The 26,627-nt window shown below is 63.3% G+C and carries 26 protein-coding genes and 1 pseudogene; 13 read left to right on the plus strand and 14 right to left on the minus strand.

Translation table 11 applies throughout. The annotated features are described in order from the left end of the window. Positions 1 to 116: 116 nt before the first annotated feature. From ACHIRB_RS29095 to ACHIRB_RS29150, 12 genes are all read left to right on the plus strand, one after another. Positions 117 to 1,574, plus strand: a complete 1,458-nt coding sequence (locus ACHIRB_RS29095) for a cytochrome P450 (RefSeq protein ID WP_395124410.1) — start codon at positions 117 to 119, stop codon at positions 1,572 to 1,574. A 120-nt stretch (positions 1,575 to 1,694) separates the two neighbouring features. Beyond that, on the plus strand, positions 1,695 to 2,024 hold the full coding sequence (locus tag ACHIRB_RS29100) for a hydrogenase maturation nickel metallochaperone HypA/HybF (protein WP_395115621.1): 330 nt from the start codon (positions 1,695 to 1,697) through the stop codon (positions 2,022 to 2,024). 3 nt (positions 2,025 to 2,027) lie between these two features. After that, positions 2,028 to 2,897 (plus strand): hydrogenase nickel incorporation protein HypB, encoded by an 870-nt coding sequence (hypB, locus tag ACHIRB_RS29105; RefSeq protein ID WP_395124411.1) that lies wholly within the window; start codon positions 2,028 to 2,030, stop codon positions 2,895 to 2,897. A 124-nt stretch (positions 2,898 to 3,021) separates the two neighbouring features. Beyond that, a complete protein-coding gene (locus ACHIRB_RS29110; RefSeq protein ID WP_199702049.1) occupies positions 3,022 to 4,077 on the plus strand; it encodes an NADH-quinone oxidoreductase subunit B family protein in 1,056 nt (351 codons plus the stop codon). Positions 4,078 to 4,120: 43 nt separating this feature from the next. Beyond that, on the plus strand, positions 4,121 to 5,917 hold the full coding sequence (locus tag ACHIRB_RS29115) for a nickel-dependent hydrogenase large subunit (RefSeq protein ID WP_395115556.1): 1,797 nt from the start codon (positions 4,121 to 4,123) through the stop codon (positions 5,915 to 5,917). Positions 5,918 to 5,947: 30 nt separating this feature from the next. After that, positions 5,948 to 6,871 (plus strand): NifU family protein, encoded by a 924-nt coding sequence (locus ACHIRB_RS29120; protein WP_199702036.1) that lies wholly within the window; start codon positions 5,948 to 5,950, stop codon positions 6,869 to 6,871. Further along, positions 6,868 to 7,527, plus strand: coding sequence for a DUF5947 family protein (locus tag ACHIRB_RS29125; RefSeq protein ID WP_395124412.1), 660 nt, complete (start codon positions 6,868 to 6,870; stop codon positions 7,525 to 7,527). Before ACHIRB_RS29120 ends, ACHIRB_RS29125 begins: the two co-directional genes overlap by 4 nt. Continuing rightward, entirely contained in the window at positions 7,524 to 8,162 is a 639-nt protein-coding gene (locus ACHIRB_RS29130) for a DUF6084 family protein (RefSeq protein ID WP_395124413.1), read from the plus strand. The genes ACHIRB_RS29125 and ACHIRB_RS29130 overlap by 4 nt, the downstream gene beginning before the upstream one ends. After that, entirely contained in the window at positions 8,159 to 9,517 is a 1,359-nt protein-coding gene (locus ACHIRB_RS29135; protein WP_395124414.1) for a hypothetical protein, read from the plus strand. The genes ACHIRB_RS29130 and ACHIRB_RS29135 overlap by 4 nt, the downstream gene beginning before the upstream one ends. Next, positions 9,514 to 9,633, plus strand: a complete 120-nt coding sequence (locus tag ACHIRB_RS29140; RefSeq protein ID WP_372433084.1) for a DUF6893 family small protein — start codon at positions 9,514 to 9,516, stop codon at positions 9,631 to 9,633. The genes ACHIRB_RS29135 and ACHIRB_RS29140 overlap by 4 nt, the downstream gene beginning before the upstream one ends. Continuing rightward, a complete protein-coding gene (locus tag ACHIRB_RS29145; protein ID WP_395124415.1) occupies positions 9,634 to 10,155 on the plus strand; it encodes a hydrogenase maturation protease in 522 nt (173 codons plus the stop codon). Next, the gene (locus ACHIRB_RS29150) at positions 10,128 to 10,373 is read left to right on the plus strand and encodes a HypC/HybG/HupF family hydrogenase formation chaperone (protein WP_395115559.1); all 246 of its coding nucleotides are present in this window, start codon (positions 10,128 to 10,130) and stop codon (positions 10,371 to 10,373) included. The genes ACHIRB_RS29145 and ACHIRB_RS29150 overlap by 28 nt, the downstream gene beginning before the upstream one ends. 68 nt (positions 10,374 to 10,441) lie before the next feature. Here ACHIRB_RS29150 and ACHIRB_RS29155 read toward each other — a convergent pair whose 3' ends face one another. From ACHIRB_RS29155 to ACHIRB_RS29220, 14 genes and pseudogenes are all read right to left on the minus strand, one after another. Continuing rightward, positions 10,442 to 11,395, minus strand: a complete 954-nt coding sequence (locus tag ACHIRB_RS29155) for a hypothetical protein (RefSeq protein ID WP_395115560.1) — start codon at positions 11,393 to 11,395, stop codon at positions 10,442 to 10,444. 170 nt (positions 11,396 to 11,565) lie between these two features. Next, positions 11,566 to 12,330, minus strand: a complete 765-nt coding sequence (locus ACHIRB_RS29160) for a DUF6390 family protein (RefSeq protein WP_395124416.1) — start codon at positions 12,328 to 12,330, stop codon at positions 11,566 to 11,568. Further along, positions 12,331 to 13,464, minus strand: coding sequence for a hydrogenase formation protein HypD (hypD, locus tag ACHIRB_RS29165; RefSeq protein ID WP_395124417.1), 1,134 nt, complete (start codon positions 13,462 to 13,464; stop codon positions 12,331 to 12,333). 10 nt (positions 13,465 to 13,474) lie between these two features. Then, positions 13,475 to 13,747 carry a HypC/HybG/HupF family hydrogenase formation chaperone gene (locus ACHIRB_RS29170; RefSeq protein ID WP_199702008.1) on the minus strand — a complete coding sequence of 91 codons (273 nt, stop codon included), beginning with the start codon at positions 13,745 to 13,747 and terminating at the stop codon, positions 13,475 to 13,477. A 33-nt stretch (positions 13,748 to 13,780) separates the two neighbouring features. After that, positions 13,781 to 14,893, minus strand: coding sequence for a hydrogenase expression/formation protein HypE (gene hypE / locus ACHIRB_RS29175; RefSeq protein WP_395124418.1), 1,113 nt, complete (start codon positions 14,891 to 14,893; stop codon positions 13,781 to 13,783). Beyond that, positions 14,890 to 15,594, minus strand: a complete 705-nt coding sequence (locus ACHIRB_RS29180) for a D-sedoheptulose-7-phosphate isomerase (RefSeq protein ID WP_395124419.1) — start codon at positions 15,592 to 15,594, stop codon at positions 14,890 to 14,892. Before ACHIRB_RS29180 ends, hypE begins: the two co-directional genes overlap by 4 nt. After that, entirely contained in the window at positions 15,591 to 16,358 is a 768-nt protein-coding gene (locus ACHIRB_RS29185; protein ID WP_395115564.1) for a hydrogenase assembly protein HupF, read from the minus strand. The genes ACHIRB_RS29180 and ACHIRB_RS29185 overlap by 4 nt, the downstream gene beginning before the upstream one ends. A gap of 5 nt (positions 16,359 to 16,363) precedes the next feature. Then, positions 16,364 to 18,700 (minus strand): carbamoyltransferase HypF, encoded by a 2,337-nt coding sequence (gene hypF, locus ACHIRB_RS29190; protein WP_395115565.1) that lies wholly within the window; start codon positions 18,698 to 18,700, stop codon positions 16,364 to 16,366. Positions 18,701 to 18,829: 129 nt separating this feature from the next. Continuing rightward, entirely contained in the window at positions 18,830 to 20,878 is a 2,049-nt protein-coding gene (locus ACHIRB_RS29195) for an ABC transporter permease (protein ID WP_395124420.1), read from the minus strand. Between the two features lie 157 nt (positions 20,879 to 21,035). Next, complete coding sequence (gene lpqN / locus ACHIRB_RS29200) at positions 21,036 to 21,773, minus strand: envelope biogenesis lipoprotein LpqN (protein ID WP_395115567.1); 738 nt, start codon at positions 21,771 to 21,773, stop codon at positions 21,036 to 21,038. A 205-nt stretch (positions 21,774 to 21,978) separates the two neighbouring features. Next, positions 21,979 to 22,206 (minus strand): annotated as a pseudogene (locus ACHIRB_RS29205) (LuxR C-terminal-related transcriptional regulator); the annotation flags it as partial. A gap of 203 nt (positions 22,207 to 22,409) precedes the next feature. Beyond that, complete coding sequence (locus ACHIRB_RS29210) at positions 22,410 to 23,453, minus strand: hypothetical protein (RefSeq protein WP_395115568.1); 1,044 nt, start codon at positions 23,451 to 23,453, stop codon at positions 22,410 to 22,412. Further along, positions 23,450 to 24,655 carry a sensor histidine kinase gene (locus ACHIRB_RS29215; RefSeq protein ID WP_395115569.1) on the minus strand — a complete coding sequence of 402 codons (1,206 nt, stop codon included), beginning with the start codon at positions 24,653 to 24,655 and terminating at the stop codon, positions 23,450 to 23,452. The genes ACHIRB_RS29210 and ACHIRB_RS29215 overlap by 4 nt, the downstream gene beginning before the upstream one ends. After that, positions 24,643 to 25,344, minus strand: coding sequence for a response regulator transcription factor (locus ACHIRB_RS29220; protein ID WP_395124435.1), 702 nt, complete (start codon positions 25,342 to 25,344; stop codon positions 24,643 to 24,645). The genes ACHIRB_RS29215 and ACHIRB_RS29220 overlap by 13 nt, the downstream gene beginning before the upstream one ends. A gap of 604 nt (positions 25,345 to 25,948) precedes the next feature. Here ACHIRB_RS29220 and ACHIRB_RS29225 point away from each other — a divergent pair. Continuing rightward, the gene (locus ACHIRB_RS29225; protein WP_395115571.1) at positions 25,949 to 26,623 is read left to right on the plus strand and encodes a M23 family metallopeptidase; all 675 of its coding nucleotides are present in this window, start codon (positions 25,949 to 25,951) and stop codon (positions 26,621 to 26,623) included. Positions 26,624 to 26,627: the final 4 nt, after the last annotated feature.

Raw genomic sequence — 26,627 nt, forward strand, 5'->3', positions numbered from 1 at the left:
ACTCCCTGGCGTAATGTACGTCACGTACTTTAACGGGCAACGGTGCCCGTCCACGTGTATTGCGAGCCTAGTTCGCACGCAACGGCAGTGGCACCGTTCGGCGCTGGAGGCCGCAGATGGTCACTGCACAACCAACACCCGACTCCGCGCGCAGGCTCGCCCGCGAGAACCGGCGGTTCTTCGAGATTCCCTCCTCGACGCTGCTCGACCGACTGCTTCGGCTCGCCCCCGAACGCAGCAAGGTGCTCGCCGAGCCGCCACCAGGTAGTGGATTGCGTCCCGTCGTCGGCGACATGGCGCTCCCGTTCGTCGGCAACGGCCTGGCGTTTCTGCGTTGGGGTCCGGCATTGCAGCTCGACCTCTACCGACGCTTCGGACCCGTCTCGTGGTGCAAACCGCTCGGCAACACCACGGTCTTCGTGACCGGACCGGAGGCGACGCAGGTGGTCGTCAGCAACAAGGACAAGGCCTTCGGTCAGGGCTGGGATTACTACATCGAACGATTTTTTCCGCGTGGGCTTTTGCTGTTGCAATTCGACGAGCACATGTTCCATCGCAGGCTTATGCAGCACGCGTTCACCCGCGACCGGCTCGACTGGTATTTCGCCGAGCTGACCACGCTGGCGGATACCGCCATCGCGCGCTGGCCGGCGGATAGGGAACTGCAGCTCTATCCGACGATCAAGAGCCTGACCCTCGAGATCGCGGGGGAAATCTTCATGGCGGCCGACGTCGGACCCGAACGGGATCGACTCAACGACGCGTTCGTCGCGTGCACAAGGGCACCGCTGTCGGTGATTCGTTTTCCGATCCCCGGTGGCCACTGGAGGGCGGGGATCAAGGGACGCAAGGTGCTGGAGGAGTACTTCTACCGCATGCTGCCTAGCAAACGTGAGTCCGTCGAGGGAGACTTCTTTTCCGCGCTCTGCCATGCCGAAACCGAAGACGGCGAACGGTTCAGCGACGAAGACGTCGTCGATCACATGATCTTCCTCATCATGGCCGCACACGACACATCGACGATCACCGCGACAACCGTTGCCTACTACCTGGGCAAGCACCCGGAATGGCAGGACCGCGTGCGTGCGGAAGTGCTTGCGCGCCCGGCCGGCCCGCTCGACATCGCCGCCCTCGAACAGTTGAAGACGCTCGAGATGGTCATCAAGGAATGCCTGCGCCTGGTTGCACCGGTGCCAGGACTCGTTCGCAAAACGGTGAAGGACACGGAGATACTCGGTCAGTACATCCCGGCGGGGGTCACTGTCGCCGTGGACAACTGGGTCAATCACCTGCTGCCCGAATATTGGACCGAGCCGGAACAATTCGACCCGGACAGATTCAGCGACGAACGGCGCGAGGACAAGTCGCACCGCTACGCCTGGGTCCCGTTCGGCGCAGGCGCGCACAAGTGCATCGGCATGCATTTCGGGATGCTCGAGGTGAAGACGATTCTCGACGCGATGCTCCGCAACTACGAGTGGACGATTCCGGCCGACTACGAGATGCCGTGGTCCTACTCGTCGATGCCGTTTCCGCGCGACGGCGCACCGGTTGTATTGCACCGGCGCGGCTGAAGAGCGGTGCTATCGAACTGAGCTTGCCGAGACTCCACGGTTCGTCGAGTCGGCGCTCCGCCCGTTGTGTCCTCAGCCCTACCGTCCTACTGTGAGGTAGCCGGCGAGGACGAGGCAGCGATGCACGAGATGTCGATAACGCAGAGCGTCGTCGATGCGGTCTGCTTGCATGCCGCGGGTCGGCACGTCAACTCCGTGAAATTGCAGGTCGGCGCACTCTGCGCTGTCGTCCCCGACTCCATGCAGTTCTGCTTCGAGTTGGTGACCGAGGGGACCATCATGGAAGGTGCCCTCCTCGAAATCGAGCAACCACCAGGTGCGGCGCACTGTCGTGGCTGTGGAACCGATTTCGCCGTAAGGGACTTCGTGCTTCTCTGCGACTGCGGCAGCGCCGACGTGGATGTCGTATCTGGTCGTGAGCTGCGAATCATGTCGATGGAAGTGAGCTGAACCATGTGTGCGACCTGTGGATGCGGTGACGACGGTGGTGCGGTCATCACTCTAGCCGGCGAGGGATCGCACTCACACGACGGACACACTCACGAGCACTCGCACGATCACGAACACACCGACCACGATCACGACCACGTGCACGATCATTCGCACGTACACGAGCACAGTCACGCTCACGATCACACCGATGAGCACACCCACGATCATTCGCACGACCACGCGACCGAGACGATAACGCTCGAGCAGAAGGTCTTGGCGAAGAACGATCTACTCGCCGAACGAAATCGGGGCTGGTTCGCCGGGCGCGGCATCGTCGCGTTGAACATGATGAGTTCGCCGGGCGCGGGCAAGACGACGCTGCTCGTACGCACGATCGGTGACCTGGCAGCAACCCGACCGATAGCCGTCGTCGAAGGCGATCAGGAGACGATGCTCGACGCCGAGCGCATCGAGGCGACCGGCGCATCGGTTGTCCAGATCAACACCGGGGCGGGGTGTCATCTCGACGCCGAAATGTTGCAGAACGCGCTCACCGCGTTGGACCCGCCCGCGGGAGCGCTGTTGTTCGTCGAGAACGTCGGCAATCTGGTGTGTCCCGCGCTCTTCGACCTGGGGGAACGGTCGAGGGTGGTCGTCATCTCCGTCACCGAGGGTGCCGACAAGCCGCTCAAGTATCCGCACATGTTCGCTGCGGCCGATCTTGTTCTCGTCAACAAGTCGGATCTGCTGCCCTATGTCGATTTCGATCTTGAAACTTTCGAAAAGTACGCTCGCTCAATCAATCCCGGCGTCGAGATGATGACCGTCTCGGCAACCACAGGTGCGGGAATGGACCAGTGGTACGCCTGGGTGCGCGGCCAGACATTCTAAGTAGCCGCCAACGTTGACAATGCTCTTCTGGAGTAGCAAATTAGTGATCAACATCACACAAGAGGGCCGACGGTCGACTCCGGTGATGTAGGGACCTCTGCCCGGGTTCCGGAAGGCGCTTACTATGCCGACAAAGGAAGCAATAGCAGCCGAAGACACTCTCATCCACGTGCTCTGGATCAATGCGGGTCTCAGTTGCGACGGTGATTCGGTGGCCCTCACAGCCGCCACACAACCCAGCATCGAGGAAATTGCCCTCGGTGCCCTGCCCGGCCTCCCGAAGATCGCGGTGCACTGGCCGCTGATCGATTTCGAATGCGGTCCACAAGGCGGAGCAGACGACTTCTTGGAATGGTTCTGGAAAGCCGATCGCGGCGAGTTGGAACCGTTCGTTCTCGTCGTCGAAGGTTCGATCCCCAACGAACAGCTGCACGGGGAAGGCTATTGGTGTGGTTTCGGCAACGACCGCGAAACCATGCAGCCCATCACGACAAGCGAATGGCTCGACAAACTCGCGCCGAAGGCGACAGCCATCGTTGCGGTCGGGACCTGCGCGACCTACGGCGGCATCCACGCGATGGCCGGAAATCCGACCGGCGCGATGGGAGTTCCCGACTACCTCGGTTGGGATTGGAAATCCAAGGCAGGCATACCGATCGTCTGCGTTCCCGGCTGCCCTGTGCACCCGGACAACATGTCCGAGACGCTGACCTATCTGCTCTACATGGCGACGGGCCAGGCTCCGATGATTCCGCTCGACGACGCATTGCGTCCGCAGTGGCTGTTCGGCGCGACCGTCCACGAGGGGTGCGATCGCGCCGGCTACTACGAGGAAGGCGACTTTGCCACCGAGTACGGCTCACCGAAGTGCATCGTAAAGCTCGGTTGCTGGGGTCCGGTCGTCAAATGCAATGTGCCGAAACGAGGTTGGATCAACGGCGTCGGCGGTTGCCCCAACGTCGGAGGTATCTGCATCGGCTGCACGATGCCGGGATTCCCGGACAAGTTCATGCCGTTCATGGACGAACCACCAGGCGGCAAGCTGTCGACGAAAGCTTCCGGTCTCTACGGTTCGGCAATTCGTAGCCTGCGCAAGGTGACCAAGAAGACCTTGGACAAAGAGCCGCAGTGGCGCGCAAAGGGCAAAGAACTCACCACGGGTGCCACACGCACCTGGTAACTCCAGGCCCGGACCCACGCCTGCCTCTGAGAGGGCGATTCGAATGACAACGATAATTCCAGGTGCCTCCAGCAAATCGACCGGTTCGGACGGCCTCGTCGAAATGGCGTGGGACCCGATCACGCGCATCGTCGGCAGCCTCGGCATCTACACCAAAATCGACTTCAAGCAGCGCGAGGTCGTCGAGTGCCACAGCACCTCGTCGATCTTCCGTGGCTACTCGATTTTTATGAAAGGTAAGGACCCCCGCGACGCCCACTTCATCACCAGCCGCATCTGCGGCATCTGCGGCGACAACCACGCCACGTGCTCCTGCTACGCACAGAACATGGCATACGGGGTGAAGCCGCCGCATCTCGGCGAGTGGATCGTCAATCTCGGCGAAGCAGCGGAATACATGTTCGACCACAACATCTTCCAAGAGAATCTGGTCGGCGTCGACTTCTGCGAAAAGATGGTTTCCGAGACCAACCCGGGGGTGCTGGAGCAGGCGAACCGAACCGAGTCACCACACGCGGGTGAGCACGGCTACAAGACCATCGGCGACATCATGCGGGCGCTCAACCCGTTCACCGGTGAGTTCTATCGCGAAGCACTGCACGTGAGCCGATACACGCGAGAGATGTTCTGCCTCATGGAGGGTCGCCATGTGCACCCGTCCACGCTGTATCCGGGCGGTGTCGGCACCGTCGCAACGATCCAGCTGATGACCGACTACATGACTCGCCTGATGCGCTACATCGAGTTCATGAAGAAGGTCGTACCGATGCACGACGACCTGTTCGACTTCTTCTACGAGGCGCTGCCCGGCTACGAGAAGGTCGGCCTGCGCCGCACCCTCCTCGGCTGCTGGGGATCGTTCCAGGATCCGGACGTCTGCAACTTCGCTTACAAGGATATGGAGAAGTGGGGCCGCAAGATGTTCGTCACCCCCGGCGTCGTCGTCGACGGCAAACTGGTGACGACCTCGCTCGTCGACATCAATTTGGGGATCCGAATCCTTTTGGGCAGTTCGTATTACGACGACTGGACCGACCAGGAAATGTTCGTGAAGAACGATCCGCTCGGCAACCCCGTCGATCGTCGGCACCCGTGGAATCAACACACGAATCCGCATCCGCAGAAGCGGGACATGGACGACAAGTACAGCTGGGTCATGTCGCCGCGGTGGTACGACGGCACCGATCATCTCGCCCTCGACACCGGTGGTGGACCGCTTGCGCGACTGTGGTCCACCGCGTTGGCGGGTTTGGTCGACATCGGCTACGTCCAGTCGACCGGTAACAGCGTCAAGATCAATCTGCCGAAGACCGCACTGAAGGGGCCCGCCGAGTTCGAGTGGAAGGTTCCGGTGCACGGCAGCAACACGATCGAACGCAATCGAGCACGCACCTATTTCCAGGCCTACGCGGCGGCGTGTGCACTGCACTTCGCGGAGAAGGCACTCGTCGAGATCCGTGCAGGCAGGACGAAGACGTGGGAGAAGTTCGAAGTACCCGACGAAGCCATCGGATGCGGCTTCACGGAGGCTGTTCGTGGAGTGCTGTCCCACCACATGGTGATTCGTGACGGCAAGATCGCGAACTACCATCCGTATCCACCGACGCCGTGGAATGCCAACCCGCGGGACAGCTACGGCACGCCGGGTCCCTACGAGGATGCGGTACAGGGTCAGCCGATTTTCGAGGAGAACGATCGGGACAACTTCAAGGGGATCGACATCATGCGGACCGTCCGCAGTTTCGATCCGTGCCTGCCGTGCGGCGTGCACATGTATCTCGGCGAAGGCAAGACCCTCGAAAAGTTGCACTCGCCGACACAATCCGTCACCGGCGAGTGATCGACGGTAGACGGCGGGATACAGGCGAACATGGAGCACGAAAGGGACAGCAGCAGCGAGGATTCCGGCCAGTGGCGCTCCGCGGGTGAACGCATCGAGTCGTTGCTCGACGCCAGTTCGGCCGGTGGTGTCGTCGCTCGTGAGCGAGCCGAGCAGCTCGTGCGGGAAGTCGTCGATCTGTACGGCGCGGGCCTCGAGCGAGTCATCGGAGTGTTGCGGGCGACGGGGAATCACGCGGTGCTCGACGAGCTGGCGACCGACGACCTGGTCGCCAGCCTGCTCCTCGTCCACGGCCTACATCCGCACGATGTCGAAACTCGGGTCCGCACTGCGCTGGACAGCGTGCGACCGTATCTCGGCTCGCACGGTGGCGACGTCGAACTGATCGGCGTCGCGGATACCGTTGTGCGGCTTCGTCTGACGGGTAGTTGCAAGACCTGCCCGTCGTCGTCGGTGACACTCGAACTCGCGGTCAAGGACGCTGTCCAGGCAGCGGCGCCCGAAACGACCGACATCGAAGTGGTCGGCGAACCGGCCGCGCCGAAGGGATTGATATCGGCCGAGTCACTTATGGCGAGAGTGCATTCGGTATCGCAGGTGTCCGGATCGTGGGTTGCGGTCCCAGATCTTGCCGAACTCGGTCCCGGTGAGGTCGGGGGATTTGCGGTCGGCGGGTTGTCGATCCTGGCAGCTCGGGTCGGTGACGACCTCTACGCCTACCGCGACCGTTGTCCGGCATGTCTGAACTCCCTTGCCGGCGCAGTACTCGCGCGTCGTGCGGGCGGCGTGGCAGGTGACGCGATCCTGCGTTGCCCGATCTGCCATGCGCACTACGACATTCGCAGCGCCGGTGCAGGCCTCGACGACAGCTCCGAACACCTCGACCCACTTCCGGTCCTGATCAAGGACGGCGTGCTGTCGATCGCCGTACCCGCAGCAGAGGCGGCCGGATGACGACAGGGACCAACGGCCGCATCCCAGGTTCGGCGCTGAGCGTGCTGCGCCGGATTGCAACCGAGCGTCCACGTCAGGTCGTCGGCGAACGTTGCGAGATGTGTGCCGAACCCATCCGCGACGAACATCAGCACGTGGTGAGTATGCAAGGGCGCCAACTGATGTGCGTCTGCCGCGGCTGCTACCTGCTGTTCAGCGACCAGTCGGCCACCCTGCGCTACCGTGCGGTCCCGGATCGTTATCTGACGTTTCCCGACTTCGGGTTGTCGCCGGGACGCTGGGATGCGTTGCAGATACCGGTCGGACTCGCGTTCTTCTTCCGCAACTCGGCTCTCGATCGGACCGTCGCGTTCTATCCAGGTCCCGCTGGTGCAACGGAATCGGAACTGCCGCTGGATGTCTGGGAGGAGGTGTGCGCCGAGAATCCGGCATTGTCGTTGCTGTTGCCGGATGTGGAAGCGCTACTGATCCGGATACCGGACCGTGGCGAGGGCGATCCCGAGTGCTACCTCGTGCCGATCGACGCGTGCTATCAGTTGGTCGGGACCTTGCGGAAGCTGTGGCGGGGATTCGACGGCGGGCAGGATGCGCGCCGTGAGATCGACGGCTTCTTCGAGCAGGTCACCAACCGTGCGCGCGTCGCGAGGCTGCCATGACCGAGCTGGCGTTCGCGGTGCTCGAAGTGACGGCGCAGGCTCACGGGGCTGTGCCGATCCTCAATGCCCGCTTGCGGATAGACGAAACGACAGGGACGCCGGTGCGTGCGGTCGCGCTGCGGGCGCAAGTGCGGATCGAACCGCAGAAGCGTCGCTACAGCGAGGATGAAGGCGCTGGATTGCAAGATCTGTTCGGTCCCCGTGAGCGGTGGACGTCGACGCTGCGGTCGTTCATGTGGTTGCAGGCGACAGCGATGGTGCAGGGTTTCACCGACACGTGCGAGGTTGACCTCGCGTTGCCGTGTACCTACGACTTCGAGGTCGCAGCGTCGAAGTATCTGCACGCGCTCGGTGACGACGGCGTCGTGCCGATCGAGTTCCTCTTCAGCGGAACGGTTTTCACCAAGGGCGATACGGGATTCAACGTCGCACAGGTTCCGTGGGATCGCCAAGCGTCCTACGACCTACCCGTGTCCGTGTGGAAAAAGTTGATCCGCGAACACTTTCCGAGCACCGGCTGGCTTCGGCTCGACCACGAGACGATCGAAGCGCTCGCGAAGTTCAAGTCCGACCGAGGATTGATCAGTCTCGACGAGGCAGTGCACCACCTGCTGCAGCGGGAGGTGAGCGCATGACAACCCACGCGGGGATCGACAATGTGCGGGCGGTCGCGGATGCGGTGCTGTACGAGGGCTACCTGCTGTACCCGTATCGATCCACGTCGGGAAAGAACCAGTCACGCTGGCAGTTCGGCGTGCTCGGCCCGCCGGGAGCTATGGATGCCGGGCTCGGCGAGGACTCGTCGATGTCGACACAGGTCGTGGTGCGCTCGGTCGGGGACTGTCGTGTGTCGATCACCGTCCGCTGTCTGCAGCTCCAGCGTCGCCGCATCGAACAGGCGACCGGGGACGGTTTCGTCGCGGTCGGTGACCTGACCGTCGGCGCGACGCGCTGGGTGTCGTGGGACGAAGCGGTCGAATGCGAGGTCGAGATCGGACCCGTCGAGCTGGCCAACGTCGGCACCGGGATCGAGTTTCCCATGCACTTCGAGGGTGGTTCGGAGACGGAGGTGTTGCGGCACAACGGCGTTGTCGAAGGTCGCGTAGTGCGGTCCAGGTCGTCGCTACACGGGTCCGTCGCGGTCTCGGTCGAGGAAGTCGGTGAGTTTTCGCGCGTGGCGGTTGCGGTTCACAACCGCGGTGGATCCGCGGCGACGAAGGACCAGGCGATCGGCACGTCGTTCATCGGAGCCCATCAAATCCTGACAGTCGAAGCTGGGCAGTTCGTTTCGCTGCTCGAGCCTGCCGATGACGCCGTTGCCGTTGTAGTCGGCTGTGCTCAGCACCGCTGCTTCCCTGTTCTCGCAGGTGCGCCAGGGGAGACCGACATCGTTCTCGTCTCACCGATCATCCTGTACGACTACCCCGAGGTCGCTGAACAGAGTGGTGGCGCGTTGTTCGATTCGACGGAGATCGACGAGATCCTCAGCCTGCGGATCATGACACTGACCGACGAGGAGAAGGCGCAGGCGCGGGCGACCGATCCGATGGCGGCGGCGATCATCGATCGGTGCGATGCGATGTCGCCGCAGGAGCTTGCGCAACTACACGGCGTCCTGCGTGATCCGCACCCACGGATGCTGCCCGAACTCGACGACGAAATCCCCTGGTGGTCCGAGGAATCCGATACCAGCGTGCAGCCCGAGTTGGACGGCATCTCGATCGACGGAGTACATGTCGCGAAGGGTTCGATGGTCCGCTTGAAGCCGTCCCGCCGGGCGGATGCGCAAGACCTGTTCTACGACGGGCAGATCGCGCGAGTCGCGCTGGTGCACGGCGATGTCGACGGCGAGATCCACGTCGGCGTCGTCCTCGTCGACGACCCCGCCAGCGACATGCACGACTGGTACGGCAGGTACCTCTACTTCGCACCCGACGAGCTGCAGCCCCTTTCGTCGGATGCGGTCACAGGAAAGGAGATTCGACAATGAGAGTAATTGGAGAAGTCGCCACGATCGCGATGGCGGTATTGCTCGCCGCCGGCGTGGTCGTCGGCATCAGTTCGCTGCCCGATATCAAGCGCTACATACGTATGCGGCAAATGTAGGTGGAGCCGCCACAGGCCGACGTGCGATCCGAACCCCGAATATTGGTCGCCGGGATCGGCAATATCTTTCTGTCCGACGACGGCTTCGGCCCGGAAGTGTTGCGTCGCATGGCCGGACGTGAACTTCCCGCCGGCGTGCGCGCGGTCGATTTCGGAATTCGCGGCGTGCATCTCGCCTACGAGTTGCTAGACGGATGGGATGCGCTGATCCTCGTCGACGCTGTGCCTGATCGCGGTGCGCCCGGTTGCCTTCGGGTGTTCGAGGTCGACTCCGACCAGGATTTGGGTGCGGCGCAATTCGATGCGCACAGCATGGATCCGGGTGCGGTGTTCGCCAGTCTGCGCGCATTGGGTGGGACGCTGCCACCGACGGTGATAGTGGGCTGTCAGGTACTCAGCATCGAGGAGGGTATCGGGTTGACCCCGGCCGTCGAGGGTGCAGTCGATGACGCAATCGACGCCGTATTGGACGTATTGGAAAGGAGGATCGCCTTATGTGCCTCGGAATCCCCGGCCAGGTAGTGCGAATGCTCGAGGGCTATGGCGATCAACTGGCCCTCGTCGACGTCGCAGGCGAGAACCGAAAGGTGAACATAGGCATGCTCGCCGACGGCGTCACCGTAGGTCCGGGGGACTGGATAGTGATCCACATGGGCTTCGCCATGGAGAAGGTGGACAAGGCCGGAGCCGACTCCGCCATGGCGGGGCTCGAGATGATGGGTCGGCCGCGGCCGGAGTGATCGCCGCTGGAACACGTTCACGTCGCCAATGCATTGCTGACCTCACACGCCTGATCAGCCATGTGAGGTCAGCAATCGGTAGGCGACGTCGAAGATCTGGACTGCGCGCGCGCTATCGCACGGTGCCAACGCTCAGCTACCTGGTCGAAGTCGTCGAGTTCTGACCACACCCAGCGCACTACCTCGACCCCGGTGTCGCGAAGACTGTCTTCGCGCCGCTTCTCCTCGAAGACCGCTTCGCTCGGGGTTCGACCGGGCCGCAGCAACTTTCCGTACTTCGATGCGCCGTCGAATTCGCCGACCACACCCAGCTCAGGCAGGGCAAAGTCAGTGCGGGCGATGAAGATCCCATCCTCGCCTCTCACCTCGAACTGCAGTTCTGGTCGTGGCAGACCTGCGTCATGCATGCGCACCCGGCTTCGTGATTCGCCGACGCTCTCACTACGACCGTCCATAAATCGGATGGCGCGACGTGCGGCCGGGGCGCCTGGTCTGCGAGGCCAGCGGGCGAGTCCATCCAAGAGTTCGTCGTGAGTCAGTCCGAACTTTTGCATCGCCGCATCGCCGACGACGACGGACTGCTCGAACGGAAGTGTGCGGGCCAGATCAACAACGGTCCGCACCGGGCTGAACACCGGTATGCCGTCGATCACGGTCACTTCGTCGGCAGCGAAGGGTGCTGAACGTAAATGAGTATGGGTCGAGCTTCGACCACCATTGGATCGATCGATCGTCGACGTGACTTTGCGCAGGCTCGTATTCCATAGCGGCAAGCCGAGCAGCACAGCTGCCGATGTGTGGCTCACTACCGACTCGACGATGAGTTTCGGCACTGTGGACGAGATCAGCACTCGATGTCGTGCGACGGCGTCGAGGTCGGTCGCTGATTCGGCGGGGCAGTAGACGCCTGGACGAACGCGAATCAGCTCGCCGTCGTCGCAGCGTCGTTGCAGTTCGTCGTCGGTGAATCCTTCCGTGAGTGCAGTACTCCGGAAGACGAGCGATGGAAGGTCAGGCGGCACAGCACGAGTCTGGCGATTTTCGGCCTACCGCGATACCGGGGTTGTGGATAACTCCGACCTGGGCCGAGTTATCCACAGGAACACGTTCACGTCGCCAATACATTGCGGACTTCACACGCCTGATCAGGCATGTGAAGTCGGTAATCGGCGTGCGACGTCGGATCGTGCGCTCAACCGACTGAATGAGCCAGCCGGTGATTGGTCCGCGTCAGTTGCCAGTCCGTCCAGTATGCGAGTTCGTCGACCTGCTGAGGGGCTAGCCAGTCGCAGACGAAGTCCCAGTGCACGGCCACGTTGTCGCCGACGTGCAGGTGCGACACGAACTGTCCGCTGTCGACGCGATGCTTGACCGGTCGGTCTACCTCGTCGCCGAGCGCGAGCGAGCCGTCGAACTGCAATGGCCGCGACCGGACGATGACGTCGTCGTCGCGTACTTCGACGACCTTGCCCCATCCGATTCGGCACGAATCGAGGACCTGCACCGGCTGCGGCATTCCCGACGTGAGCAGGCGCGACCACGGGTACACCCCGAAGACGTGGAAGGCGTGTGTCGGGGCAACCTCGTCGAGCAGGTCGTCGGTGAGGTGCTTCCAGTAGTTTCCGGCAGCGGAGGCAAAGCGCGACAACAACTCCGTGCCGAACTGGCGACGATCGATTGCCGCGGTCAGTTCGCTGCCGGTCCAGTAGGCACGCACGACGTGGTCGTCCAGGGGATCGGCATTCCCACCGATTTCGGCGACGCTGAGTTCGGCGATCAACTTCTGGTACGGCCAGGCACCGCTGAAGCGGCGGGCAAGCGCTCCGACGTCGGCATCGACGTCATGACCGCACGCGACGGCCTCGAGCGCTTTGCCATCGGCAGGGCCGCAGTAGCCCAACGCATTCGGGGCGTAGGCGTACTGCGCGAACAGCCGGTGACCAGCCGGCACGGTCATTCAGACTCCCGCCCGCTGGCCGACGAGCAACGCGGTGTCCCGATGCAGCCGACCGAAGTTGTAGTACGCGGCGCACGCACCTTCCGGTGACACCATGCAGGTCCCGATCGGTGTTTCGGGAGTGCACGCAGTACCGAAAACCTTGCATTCCCACGGCTTGATGACGCCCTTGAGCACCTCGCCGCATTGGCACGCCTTCGGATCGGCGACTCGCACGCCCGGCATCGAGAAGCGTTCCTCCGCATCGAATTCCGAGTAGTTCGTGTGCACCTTCAGCGCGCTCTGGGAGATGAAGCCGAGGCCGCGCCACTCGAAGTGCGGGCGCAACTCGAAGGTCTCGGCCATCAGCTTCAACGCCTGAGTATTGCCTTCCGCCTTCACAACTCGCGTGTACTGATTCTCGACCTCGCAGCGGCCCTCCGTGATCTGGGCAAGCAGCATGTGGACCGAGGCGAGGATGTCGAGCGGTTCGAACCCTGCGACGACCATCGGCTTGCCGTAGACCTGCGGCACGAACCGATACGGGTGCGTGCCGACGACGGTCGATACGTGACCTGGTCCGAGGAAGCCGGACAGCCGAAGGTCGGGCGATTCGAGTATCGCCTTGATGGGCGGGACGATGGTGACGTGGTTGCAGAACACCGTGAAGTTCTTGACGCCCAATTGCCTTGCGCGAACCAGCGTTACGGCTGTAGACGGCGCAGTCGTCTCGAAGCCGACGGCGAAGAAGACAACCTCTTTGCTCGGGTTGTCGACGGCAATCTTCAACGCGTCGAGCGGTGAATAGACGAACCGCACATCAGCGCCTCGCGCCTTCGCCTCGATCAGGTTGCCGCGTGAACCTGGCACACGCATCATGTCGCCGAACGTCGTGAAGATGACAGCCGGATGCTCGGCGAGCGACATCGCGTCGTCGACCCGCCCCATGGGGATGACACAGACTGGACAGCCCGGGCCGTGAACCAGTTCGACATTCGGCGGCAGCAGATGCTCGATCCCGTGCCGGTAAATCGTATGCGTGTGCCCGCCACACACTTCCATGAACTTGTACTCGTCCGTGCCTGCGAGTTTGTAGATGGATTTGACCAGCGCTCGTGCCGCGGCGGGGTCTCGGAATTCGTCGACGAACTTCATCTGGACTACCTCACGCTATCTGTGACGAGTTGAATGCGTCGATCTCGTTGACGTAGTCGGCGCCCATCTTCTGAACCTGATCGAGGGTCAGTTGAGCCTCGAGTTCGTCGATCTTCGACATGGCGAAACCGACGTGGACGAGCACCCAGTCACCCACAACCAGCCCGTCGTCAGCGAGCAGACGGACGCTGATGATCCGCCTGATTCCGTTGACGTCGACCTTGGCGAGGTGTTGCTCGGCGTCGACTATGTCCACGACCTGTCCAGGGATTCCCAAGCACATCGTGGTCCTCCTTTCTCCGAAGTGCGAAGTTGCTCAGCAGATCCGGGGGAGCGGGTCGCCGACGAGCATGTCGACGATGCGGCTGCCACCGAATGCGGTACGTAACGCGACGATGCCCTGTGGGTCGCCCAAGATCTCACCGATCACTGCTGCAGATGCGCCGAGCGGATGCGCTCGGAGCGCCGCAAGTGCCGCATCTGTCTGCTCCGGCGGTACGACGGCGATGAACTTTCCTTCGTTCGCTACGTACAGCGGGTCGATGCCGAGCATGTCGCAGGCGCCGAGCACCTGCGGCAGGATCGGCAGTGTCGCCTCGTCCAGAATCACTGCGACACCGGCAGTTTGGGCGAGCTCGTTCGCAACCGTCCCGACGCCACCGCGGGTGGCGTCACGCATCCAACGAGTGTCGGGTGCTGCAGCGAGCATCGCTTCGACGAGCCCGTTGACGGGCGCGGTATCGGAGTCGATGTCGGCTTCGATCGCGAGTTCGCCGCGTGCCAGCATGACGGCCATACCGTGCTCGCCGATGGTGCCGGACACGATGATGCGGTCACCCGGGCGGACGAGATCGGCGGAGAGTCGACGTCCTGCGGGAATCAGTCCGACACCGGCGGTGGAGATGTAGAGACCGTCGGCTGCGCCTCTGCCGACGACCTTGGTGTCGCCGGTGACGATCTGCACACCCGCGGCCGCGGCGGACTCCCGCATGTCGCTGACGAACTGTTGCAGCCGACCGATCTCGAAACCTTCTTCGATGACAAACGCGGCCGAAAGCCATTGTGGCCGTGCGCCGGAGACGGCAAGGTCGTTGACCGTCCCGTGCACAGCCAGATTGCCGATCGATCCGCCGGGAAACCGCAACGGCTGAACGACGTAGGAATCCGTCGAGAATGCCAGTCGCTCGCCCGACGGCAGTGCGAGGACGGCCGCGTCACCGAGTTGTTCCAACTCCGGGTTGCGGAATGCTTCCAGGAACACCGCATCGGTGAGCGCCGCCGACGACTTCCCACCGGCACCGTGGGCGAGTGTGATGACCGTGTCCAGCAGCCGGGGTCTACGTTTGCGGAACGCGTCGATGCGTTCGAGCACGCGATCCTCGCGTGCTTCCGACATCGACCTATCCGCACCGACCTGAGAACTTGTCATGAATGTGCTCCTGATGTGGCTGTCGCTGCGGCCCTTGTGTTGTGCGCCATGTGCTGTTGCATCGCCGACCACAGGTGATAGTCGATGACGGCGTGACTTTCCTGGATCCGGTGGATACTTTGCGATCGGATCGTGAAGCAGAAGTCGAGGTAGTCCGCGACTGCCATACGTCCGCCGTCGTGACCGGCGAACCCGATGGTCAACAGCCCACGCTTCTTCGCCTCTGTCAGCGCCGTCATCAAGTCGTCGGAGTTCCCCGACGTCGACAGGGCGATCGCGACGTCACGTTCCGTGGCGTGAGCGATGATCTGTCGCGAGAAGATCAGGTCGAATCCGACGTCGTTTCCGAGTGCGGTCACCACCGACATGTCGGCTGCGAGCGACCAGGCCGCGACGGGACGACCGCGTGCGGGACGGCTGAACAGCGACGCCAATGTTGCAGCGTCGGTAGAGCTTCCGCCGTTGCCGAAGGTATAGAGCCTGCCGCCGCGAGCGAAGCGCTGTGCCATGTCGGCGCCGGCGGCATCGACGGAGTCTCCCCATTCCTGCAACGATGCGTGCTGCAACTTCTTGCTGACGTCGGCTTTGCCGCGTGCCGACGAGGCAAGGTCGCGAAGCAGAGCACTTGCGTCCGTCTCCTCGCCATCGATGAACGGGTAGAGGAAATTGGTGTTGTCGCCGGTGCCCTCGGGAGCGTTCATAGCGCCGTCCCCGTCGTGTCGTCGATCTTCGTGATCGCGGTACCGCCGTGCACAAGCAGCAGATCGTTCACCGAAACCTCGCCGAGCACAGTCACATCCACGAATTCCTCACCGGTTGCGGTCCGCACCAACGCCGAATCCATGACGTCGGCAGGCGGAACGAGGACCTCGGCAAGGCGGCCCTGGTCGCTGCACGTGATGCAGACCTCGTCGGTGCAGTCGGCATCCCGCGCCGGTTCCGTCATCAGCCCCGGGTGCTCGAAGCACACGTGCGTCAGTTCCCAGAGCAGGTGATACATCAACACGAATCGCCCGGTCGCGGGCACCATCGGATCGTCGGACGCGACCCAGAGGGTGTGGTCGGCGCTCCCAGGGGCGGGCCGCGGACCGTAGCCGATCCAGATCGTATCGGCGCCCCACACCGGGGCTCGCCTCATGACGTCGAGTACTTGCGGATCGTCGGCCGATGCCACCGCGATGATCACATCACCCGGACGGGTCGCCACTCGGCACTGAGCCACGGGGTCGACCTCGACGAGCGCGACCGAGGGCAGCGCCCGTTTGCCCATGATGACGGGGTGGACGAATTCGACGGCGATGTGGTGCGCATGTGGTTCCCACTGCGGCGAGATGGCCCAGAGCGTTGCGCCCGCGCTGAATCTACGTGCCAATGCCAGGGCCGCGGCCGCGAGATCCGCGGACAGATCGGCATCGATCAACTCCGTGTCGGTCGGTTCGACGTCCACCGGCGCACTGGCTGTCATCGCGGCTACTCCGTTTCATCGATCCTTGCGTAACGTGCGCGTCCGACGACGGCTTGGCCTAGGGAGAGACCACCGTCGTTGCACGGCACCTTTTCGTGGCACAGGACTTCGAAGCCTCTGTCTTGCAACGTAGTTCGCACGACGCGCAGCAGTATCCGATTGCCGAACACACCACCCGTGAGCCCGATCGTCGACACCTGCGATCGTCGAGCGAGGTCGGCCGCCAACTCTGCTGTCGCCGAGGCGAGCGCGAGGTGGAAGCCGAGGGCGAGGTCTGCGGGAGCGAGCCCGGACCGCAGGCCGTCGAGCAGTTCACGCACCAGACCGCCGAGTCGAAGTTCGTCGCCCTCGATCGCCATGTGCAGTGGAATTGCGTTGTGTGCCGACCGCGCAAGGGTTTCGAGTTCGATCGCAGCCTGCGCCTCGTAGCTGACCCGGTGGCACACGCCGAGCAGTGACGAGACGCCGTCGAACAGTCGCCCGATGCTGGTGGTGCGGATGCAGCCGGTACCTGAAGCTAGTTGTGACGCAACCAGTTTGCGCTCGGCTGGATCCAGTGTCGCGGTTGCTCCCGGTGCGTCGATGCCGACCTCGTGCAGCAATGCGAGTGCGGTCCGGACCGGGTTTCGAACGGCGGCGTCCCCGCCTGGAAGTAGAAACGACTGCAGATGCCCGACCCGTATGGCGTCCTCGACGTTCGGTCCGACAAGCAGCAGCTCGCCACCCCACACCGTACGGTCGCAGCCGAAACCTGTGCCGTCGAAGGCAATTCCGAGCACTGCGGTGCCGATCCTGCCGTGTTCGGCGAGCAGCGACGCCGCATGTGCATGGTGATGCTGGACAGTGGTGAGGGGGATACCCGTCGTGTCGCTGTGTCGCTCGGCCCACTGCCGAGTCGCGTAGCCGGGATGGTCGTCGGCGACGAGCAGCTGCGGCGTCACCGAATGGAGAGTCGTCAACTGGTCGACCGACAGCTCGAAGGCGCGTTGGCTTTCCAGCGTTCCCACGTCGCCGAGGTGCGAGCTGCAGAATGCGTAGTTCTGCCTTGTGAGGCAGAAGGTGTTCTTCACTTCGGCGCCGACAGCGAGCACAACGGGTCCGGTATCGGGAAGAACGATCGGAACGGGTGCGAAGCCGCGGGATCGCCTGATGGGAAGCACGCTCCCGTCCGCCACCGCCAACACCGAATCCTCGCACGGCACTGCGATCTCGCGATCGTGCAGGAGAAACAGGTCGGCCACACCTGATAGGCGGGCCACCGCGTCGTCGTTATCGAAGCAGAGCGGCTCCCCGCTCAGATTTCCCGATGTCATCACCAGATACCGCGCAGCGGGACGGCCGGCAACGGGCGAAAGCAGCAGTTTGTGCACTCCCGAGTAGGCAAGCATGATCCCCAACTCGTGCAGGCCCGGCGCGACCGACGCCGCGATCGTCCGGCCGGATCGCTTGCGTAGCAGCACTATCGGACCGGCAGGCGAGCTCAACGCAGCTGTTTCCGCGGCATCGATGTGGCAGATCTGCTCGACACTCGCCACGTCTGCTGCCATCACCGCAAACGGTTTGTGCGGCCGGTTCTTCCGCTCTCGGAGGCGTTCGACGGCACTGGAATCAGTTGCGTCGCAGACCAGGTGGAACCCGCCGATTCCTTTGACGGCGACAACGAGCCCGGCGCCGAGCGCACTGTGAACTTCGGCAAGTACGTTGTCGTCGCCGGTGATTCGGCGGCCGGCCGATAGCGCGACGAGGTGCGGTCCGCAGTCGTGACATGAGATCGGTTGAGCATGAAATCGTCGATCGGTTGGATCGGAGTACTCGGTCGCGCAGAGTTCACACATCTCGAACGCGGCCATCGTCGTTGCGGGTCTGTCGTAGGGCAGATCGGTGATAACCGTCAGCCGCGGACCGCAGTTGGTGCAGTTGATGAACGGATGCCGATAGCGGCGGTCGATCGGATCGCCGAATTCGCGCGAGCAGTCCGTGCACATGGCCACGTCGGGTGGCACCAGCGTTCGGGCAGCAGCGGTCCGGCGACTGGCCGATATCTCGAAGCCCCGATCGCCGTTGGGCGGACGAGCTTCGCGAACCACGTCGACGACGACGGCGAGGGGAGGCGACTCGGCGGGCAACCGCCGATCGAACTCGTCCAGCGCCCACGTCGGACCCTCGACTTCGATGAACACGCTCGAGTCGTCGTTGCCGCAGTAGCCGCTCAAGTTCAGCTCGCAGGCGAGCCGCGCGACGAAGGGCCGGAAGCCGACGCCCTGGACAATGCCACGGACGATCGTCCGTCGGCGTTCGATCGTGTTGCCGACGATGGATTCTCGTTCTAGCTGCGTGCTCACAACCGAGTTCACATTGCTCGAGTCCACATCGCTGTCGACGCCTGCGTCGAATGGGCTGACTCGACTATGGGCGCAACTTCGATCTTGCTCCTGGTGCGAGCGCGGGGCAAGGGCAGCGAGAAGCCAGTATCAGACCTTGGACGGCGGAGCCACCGGATCGTCGGTGTCGGTACGGACCGGCGTTGCTCCGCCCTTGGCCGCAGCGGCAAGGCACCAGCCGTACAACGCGATCAACCCGAGCCAGAACAGGCCGACGACGATGTAGGCCGCGGTCCACAACCACGCCGGAACGTCGTCCTTGATTTCGCGCTGCAGGAAGCCGGGTTCGGTCATGGCATCGACTCGTTGACCGTCCGTGACAATGATTCGGCGACCCTTGTCGGCGGTGATGGCAGGGTCGTCGGGTGCGTACAGCGGCAGCGCGGACATGCTGGTCGGCGCGGTGTGCAGGCGGACGAGGGTTTTCCAGCTGCCGTAGAGCGGCAACGGTTCGGCGCTGCGGTACTGGCCCGTTACGCCGGTCGGCGCCATCTCGACGCGCATGATGCCTGGCACGTCCGCGATCGGGTCGCGTGGCAGCGTCGTGACGTCCGCCGACCGATGCCGACCTTGCCACGCCAGGGCGTAGAACCAGATCTTGCCGTCTTCGGCGATGTTCACCGGTTCCACATCGACGGTCACGAAGGCGGTGCACTTGGACGTTGTCGTTCCGCAGGTTTCCGCCGCGCCGTCCACGTAATCCAGTGCGACACGCGCCTCGAAGTCGATGGGGTCCTGCGGTGTGTAGGCGGCCATCAGGCCGATGAACAGCCCCATTCCGAGCATGGCTGCACCGTGCCGCCGCCAGGGGACCTCGTTGCTGGTCAACGTGCCGGTCTGGCCGCGTTTCCAATATCCGAAGATGGATTCACCCGGTCCGACGAGGAACGTCAACTTGACTCTGCGCAGTAGGTCGGCGATGGCGTCGAAGGTCAACTCGTCGTCGGTGTCGGGGCGACTCGCAGTGTCCTGTAGTTGCCGGACGTGCCAGGAGCCGAGCAATCCGCCACCGACCGCCGCCGCGGTGCCGACCGCGAGCATCAGCGGCAGCGCGGAGCCGGGAATCGGTTGGGGGAGTGGCATGAAGAACTGCGACCAGACCCATTCCGCAGCGAGGCCGAGGGTTCCGATCAGCACGCCGGAGGTGATCCAGAAGGTGAGTCCGCGACGCGGCGACACCGCGAGTGCGACCAGCTCTACCAAGATGGCGGCGGGCAATAGCAACAGGAAGCGGGCGAGCAGTACATCGTCGACCAACGCGGTGGAGCCGAGCAGAATCAGGTGAGCGATCAGATAGACGACCCAGGCAAGCAGCGCGCCGCCGGGTCCGAAGTATGCGCGTACGCCGGTGAAGATCCAGCCCGCGAGAAGACCGACGATGATGAACTGCGTTGCCATCGGGAACTGCGGAACGCCGAGATCGAATTCCATGAGGAACGCGAAGGGCACGATGCACAGCGAAAGCATGATCGCGCCGCGCAGTCGGCCACCGAAGCCCATCGCGCCGGCGGCACCGAGTTGGCGTGCTTCGGCCTGTAGGAGCGCCAGCCCGATCACGCAGGTCACCGCGCCGCCGATCATCATGACGTGCGTCGGTCCCCATTCGGTGACGTCCTGGCCGAAGAGGCGGTGCCAGAGGTCGTCGGACGGGAAGCCCGCCAACGCGATGACGCCTGCTCCGATGATCACGATCGAACCGAGTGGTGCCCGGATGGCCGGACCGATGGCGATTGTGCGACGGGGCAATTCACCCTTGGCGAAGACCGCGCTGATGAGGCCGATGTTGAAGATCGCGAGAAGCGCAAGGAAGATCGGGTAGTGCGACGGGTTCGCGAGCGGGCCTTCGTCGCGACCGTTCTGCATGTGCAGCGCAACGTCCCACCACACGCCGAAGCCTGCGGTCAGCAAGGATACGACAAGGGCGTAGGACGGAAGCCCGACCCAGCGTGGCAAATGGTCCTTCGTAGCGACCCAGTCGGCGAGTCGACCGATGGCCGTCGGCTTTCCCGCTGTTTCGCGCCACATCAACCAGATGGTCGGCAGCGCGGCTGCGAGGGTGATGGCGAAGGCGATGATCACTTCACCGATTGCGGCGCCGCCTGCCGGCGGTGCTGGGACTTCGGTTTGCGCGTACAGCATGACATGTCCTCCGGAACGACAACTCTGACGTCGGATTTATGACGTTACTACAAGTCACAGATAAATTGTCGAAAGAGTCTGGGGACAGCCACTTGGCCGCACGCAAACGTCGTCTGCGTGCGGCCGATCATCGTGCTCGTTCGATCCTGGGTTAGACTTACGGGGTGATGGTGACGTTTTCGTCGATGAACGTGGTGACGTCCTTGATGACCTCGATCTGTTCCTCGGCGCCGTCGACGTTGAACTGCATGACGTAGGTGCCGTCGGAACCCTCGACGACGACAGTCTTCTGCGCCGACACCAGGATTTCGCCGTTGTCGCCCGTGTAGGTTCCGCCGTACTCGAATGCAGGGAAGTCGTTGAAGGTCGTCTTCGTTCCCGCGGCCAACGGCTCGAATCCGGGCAGGTTCTGGAGCTCGCCCCGTGCGAAGGAGAGGAGTTCGTCGGGATCCACGTTGCCGTCGAGCTTCGACATGATCGCGATGACGGTCACCGGGTACTCGCCTGCCTCGGGACCGCTGTAGAGAATTGCGCCGTAGGCGACGTCCGGTGCTTTGTCGTTCGCGTCTTCCCAGCCATCGGGAATCGGGAGTCCGACCGTGGGGCTTCCGGCGTCGCCGCTGTGCACAACGGTCTCGGTGATGTCGTTGTCGACGATGTAGTCCGCGATGGTCTTGTTCGCGCCCGAGCCGGGAGCTTCCGAACTGCGCGGTGCGAGCTTGCTCTTCTTCTCGGTCGTCTTGGCGGAGCTCTCGGCCTTGCTTGTCGCCGCGGCGCTGGAACTCGTCGACGAAGACGATGATGACTTCGAGTCCTCACTGCAACCAACGAGGGACAGGCTCACTGCCACGGCGGCCGCCGCGACGATCGCGGTTCCTGCTTTCGAGTGCTTCAAATCGATCTTCTCCTGTCGATGCCCACAGATCCATACCTGTAGAAATTCCGGTTGGAGCCTAGCTACGGCAGGTTGGATTCGGATTGAATTGCTGATTTGTTTCGATACAGCCGAATTCCAAGCGCACATCGGCCTCTTTCGTGCTTCGACGGTCCGACAGTCGAGACAATCGAGTCGACGCCTTTGGAGAACGGCAAGGCAGGCGTCACAGGTCGTCGATAGCGATCAGCCCGTCCTGTAGCGCTCTGGCCACAAGGGACGCCTTCGTCGGAGCAGGCCGCCCGACGAGGGTGTACTTGGAACGAATGCGGGACAGGTGGGTGTTCACGGTGCCGACCGAAAGGTACATCGCAGCTGCAACAGCGGTTTTGGAGTCACTGCGCAGCCAGACGAGAAGGACCTCCAGCTCCCGTGGCGAGAGATTCGGCTGTGCGGTTGCGGGCTGGCGCGGCGCTTCGAAGCGGGCGATATCGTCGAAAGTCATTGTCACGGTGATTGTCTCCAGTGTGCGGCGCATCATCGGCAACGAAGAAAGTCCCCCGACCGACTCGCCTTCGTGTTCTGTGACTAAAAACTATCCGCGCGTAACTCCTTGGGACAGACGCGACTTCATTGCCCAACGGATGGGGGTCTTCGTTAGCCGGACGCACGATGAACTGGTCGACCGTCCGACCCGTACTCGATTCGAGTTGTCGACTGTGCGCTCGTCACAAGAACGGTCGCGAGGCTGGATCGTCCAGGCGGCAGAATCCTCACCGTTGCCGATCCGGACGTGACAGCAATCAGGTCCGCTGCGATCGCGTCGAGCAGGCGTTCGCGGTCGGCCTGGTCGGCGTCGTCGGCGCCCCGATCGTCGAGCAGCACGACGTCGACCCCGCGGCTGCGTGCGGACCGCGCGGCCGCGGCGACCCCCGAGGCTGCAAGGGCAGGCGCCCGGAGTGTGTCGCGTAGATGCGCCTCCAACAATCCACATGCGAGAACGTCGGACGCCGCAAGCGCGCCGCCGATTGCGACCCGTTCGAGGATCGGTCGGGCCAACTCGTCGAGACGATCGAGCTGAAGGTCGCGTTCGGAGAGAATCGCGTCGGCCGCAGCTTCGGCTGCTGCCTTTCTGGTGGATTGCTCCCGAAGCTCGAAGATCTCGCGTGCAGCCGGTCGCAGGGTCATCGCAAAGAAGGTCGCCATTGCAAGTGGCGCGGCGTTCACGATCTGCAGGGTGAGGCCCGTGCCGAACCCCTGACCGGTCGACGAGGACCACACGATGCTCACGACGAACATCCCGAGTAGCCCGGTCCACGCCGCCAACGTCCGACCTCTGACACACATGAACGTGTACAGCGCGGTCGCGGCAGCACCCGGCCACATCTGCCCACCCGAGGTAATCGGCACGGGTACGACAGCCGTCACGATTGCGATATTCACCGGACCCGACGCGGCGAGCGGAATGGTGTAGCGCAGTGGAAGTGGATCGCCGCCGACCGTGATCAAGGTGATCGCACTCGCTGTGGCAACGACGAGGGCGATGCAGACCGGCCACAGTGGGGCTATCCCTTCCCGTGACGAAAATGCAAGTAGAACGAACGAAAACGAGTAGAACGCAACGATCCACCGCGCGGCCGAGGATTGCATTCCGAGTAATCCACGCAGGTCCGAGACGCGGCGGTCGGGTGGTTGGGTCATCGGGGTGCGTTCCACGTCAGCAGCACGCGGGTGCCGTGTCCAGGGCGGGACTCGACAAATGCGCGGCCGCCGGGCAACTGATTCATGCGGGTACGAATGCTGACCGCGAGACCGAGCCGGTGCGACGGCACTGCCGCGACGTCGAACCCCTTGCCGTTGTCCACGACCTGGACGCGCAGTTCGTCCGGTCGAATCGAAACGTCGACAGCGCGGTCGGCGGTCGAGCCGGCATGACGGACGCTATTGCGGACTGCTTCGCCGAGGGCCGCTCCGACCGCACGTGCCGCGCCGGCGGGAACGACCAACGCAGCGGTCGGTTCGACGGCCGTGCGGATGGCGACCGCGGAGTCGGCATCGGTTGCAGCCAAGCGAAGATGTGCGAGCACCGCTGCGGTGTCGAAATCACCGTCGGCCGCTGAACTGTTCCGCAAGTCGCTCAGCTGGCTCAACGTGTGCTCGACCTGGTCGAGGACGGTCGAGTTTGCGCCCTGCTGGGTGATCGAGAGCAGAGTCGACATCACTTGATCGTGGATCAGCGCGTCGAACCGTTCGCGCTCGACAGTGCGCGCTTGCTGTGCGGCGGCCGTGGCTGCGGCCGCGTGCGTGCGCAATCTCGTCTCGTCGAGGACCCGACCGGTTCGCATCGCGACGACCGCGGCCGATACGAACAGCGTGCAGAACATCGTCGCGAAGCTGATATCGGCCAACAGCATGCTCCGATCGGGACCGCGCACGACGGAATTGATCAGCTGGGCGCCGACACAGGCAACGACAAGATGCGCGTACACCCAGATCGGCCGCCAAACCAATGCCGCGGCGAGGCTGGACAGTCCAGGAAAAAGAGTGAGCCAGAAGTTGGTCTGGTCGATCACGTTGTCCACGGTTGCGCCACGCCCCGACCATGCGATCGGAAACGTGAACACGGCAAAGAGGTAGGTCAGGGCTGCGGTGGTCGCGACGCGGTGAATCAGCCTCCTGCTGTGCCGGAAGCCGACGAGGGCAAGCGTGATGCCCGACCCGAACACCGACACCGCGACGACAGGCGTCCACCACGGCGCAAGAAAACGGCTGAACGAGATGGCGTCGGTGATCAGGAGGGTCAGGTAGATGGCGTAGCCGAGGCCGACGAACCGTGCGAACATCCGCAGCAGGCGGTCCGCGGCTGGCTCGTCCGATACGTTGTCGCCTGCTACTGATCCCATGGGTTCTGCGGCATCGGCAGTAGCCCGTCTTCGACCGCACGTTTGTAGAGATCGGTCTTGGTCGGTGACGGTCGTCCGGCCTCGGCGTATTTCGCACGAATGCGACCGAGGTAGTCCGTGACGGTCTGCGGTGCCAATCCGGTCAGGTGCGCGACGCGGGCAGTCTTCTCGCCGGAGGCGTAGAGCGCGAGAACTTCGCGCTGTCGCGGACTGAGCCCGACGTCCAGCAGTTTGGGGTCGCCGTCGATTGCCGCGGCCCAGTCCGTCGTCACGACCTGTTCGCCGTATGCGGCTGCGCGAATCGCTTCGACGACAACCGCCCGCGCTTCGGATTTTCGGACAACGCCGAGAACGCCTGCCCGCGCCGCGAGGCGAACCATGTACGGGTTCTCTGCGCCGGTGAAGACAAGTGTGTCGATACCTGCAGCTCGGAGCAGTTCGACGTTGCCGGTGGGGGAGGACCCGTCACCGAGCCGCAGGTCGAGGATCGCAAGATCGAGGGTCAGGCCGGTGGCGAGCAACTCGGGGACCGTCTGCGCGGTGACCGCTAGCTCGAGGTCGTCCTGGTCGGCCAACATCAGCGTCAGACCCATGACAACCGACTCGTGGTCTTCGACGACGCCGATCCTTCGACGTCCGGTCGGTCGGTCGACGGCGTCGGTGTGCGCGACCGCTGTAGGCGGCGGCAAGGAATTGTCGGCAGGGTCCCTACGAGTTCGCATGAACACAGATCGTCCCCCGTCATCGATATCGCTCCGCTCGATTCTCTGTCAGCGGGCCGCGTGGGGCAATCGTTCGAACGGTATACGTGCGAGGGGCCTTCGACGCAGTGCCTGTTGCCTTGATTCCGCTGCCGGAATGCCGTGGCACAAACGCTTGAATTCCAATCGTGTGGGTGCTTTCGGCCGGAGTCGAATTTCGGGTTGTATCGGTCCGGATCTGGCCGAAACGGATACTTTTCGGGGCGGTTTCCGCATTCGCAGACCTGCATTGACGCACCTGGATATCGGTGTTCGACGACGTGTTGTTGCTGCTCTCGAGGTTGCTGGTGGGCAGCTTCGCGGCCCAAAAAAAGCGCATTTCAAACATCACGGGGCCGTTATGTGACCGGCCTAACAAAGTAATCGGGCACACTCTCGATTTCGATCATGAATCATTGCAGGTCAGGGTTGGGATTTACTGATCAATTCGATGTTCGAAATTCGGACAATTGGTTGAGTATTTTAAGATCAACTAGCCGATTATCACGGGCAGATCACAGAAACTATGCTGCTTAGTAGTACGGTCGATCCCATGTTCGAAACCGTTTCGTTACCCAATCGTCCCAACCGTGCAGCTCGCCGCAACTCGAAGGCCGGCCGCTTCATCGCCGCAACAGTCGCAGCAGGCACTCTGCTCGGCGCCTCGTCCGCGGCTGCCATGCCTTCGGGAACCGAGCAGGGCGACCAGAACGCCGCGGTCGACGAGCAGGCCATTCGCGCAGATCATGCCGACTGGATCGCCGCGCAGACCCAACGCGTCGACGAGGCTCTCCGTGTGGCCCGCGAAGCGGAAGCGCACCGACCGCGGTCGGCAGTGCCTGTGGTCGGCCTCCTGACGTCGCTCTTCGGGCCGCGCTGGGGCACGTTGCACGGCGGCATCGACATCGCCAACGCCATCGGCACTCCGATCGTCTCCGTCACCGACGGTGTCGTCATCGAGGCCGGTCCGGCTTCGGGCTTCGGTATGTGGGTCCGCGTCCAGCAGGACGACGGCACCATCGCTGTCTACGGTCACGTGAACGAGGCGAAGGTTGTCGCCGGTCAGCACGTCCGCGCGGGAGAGCTGATCGCAACTGTCGGAAACCGTGGTCAGTCGACCGGACCGCACCTGCACTTCGAGGTGTGGGCACCGGACGGCGCGAAGCTCGAACCCCTCGGCTGGCTTGTCTCGCGTGGCATCCAGCTCGCCGGACCGATCGCGCAGTAGTCGA

The organism is Antrihabitans spumae (assembly GCF_043944905.1).
Lineage (GTDB): Bacteria > Actinomycetota > Actinomycetes > Mycobacteriales > Mycobacteriaceae > Antrihabitans > Antrihabitans spumae.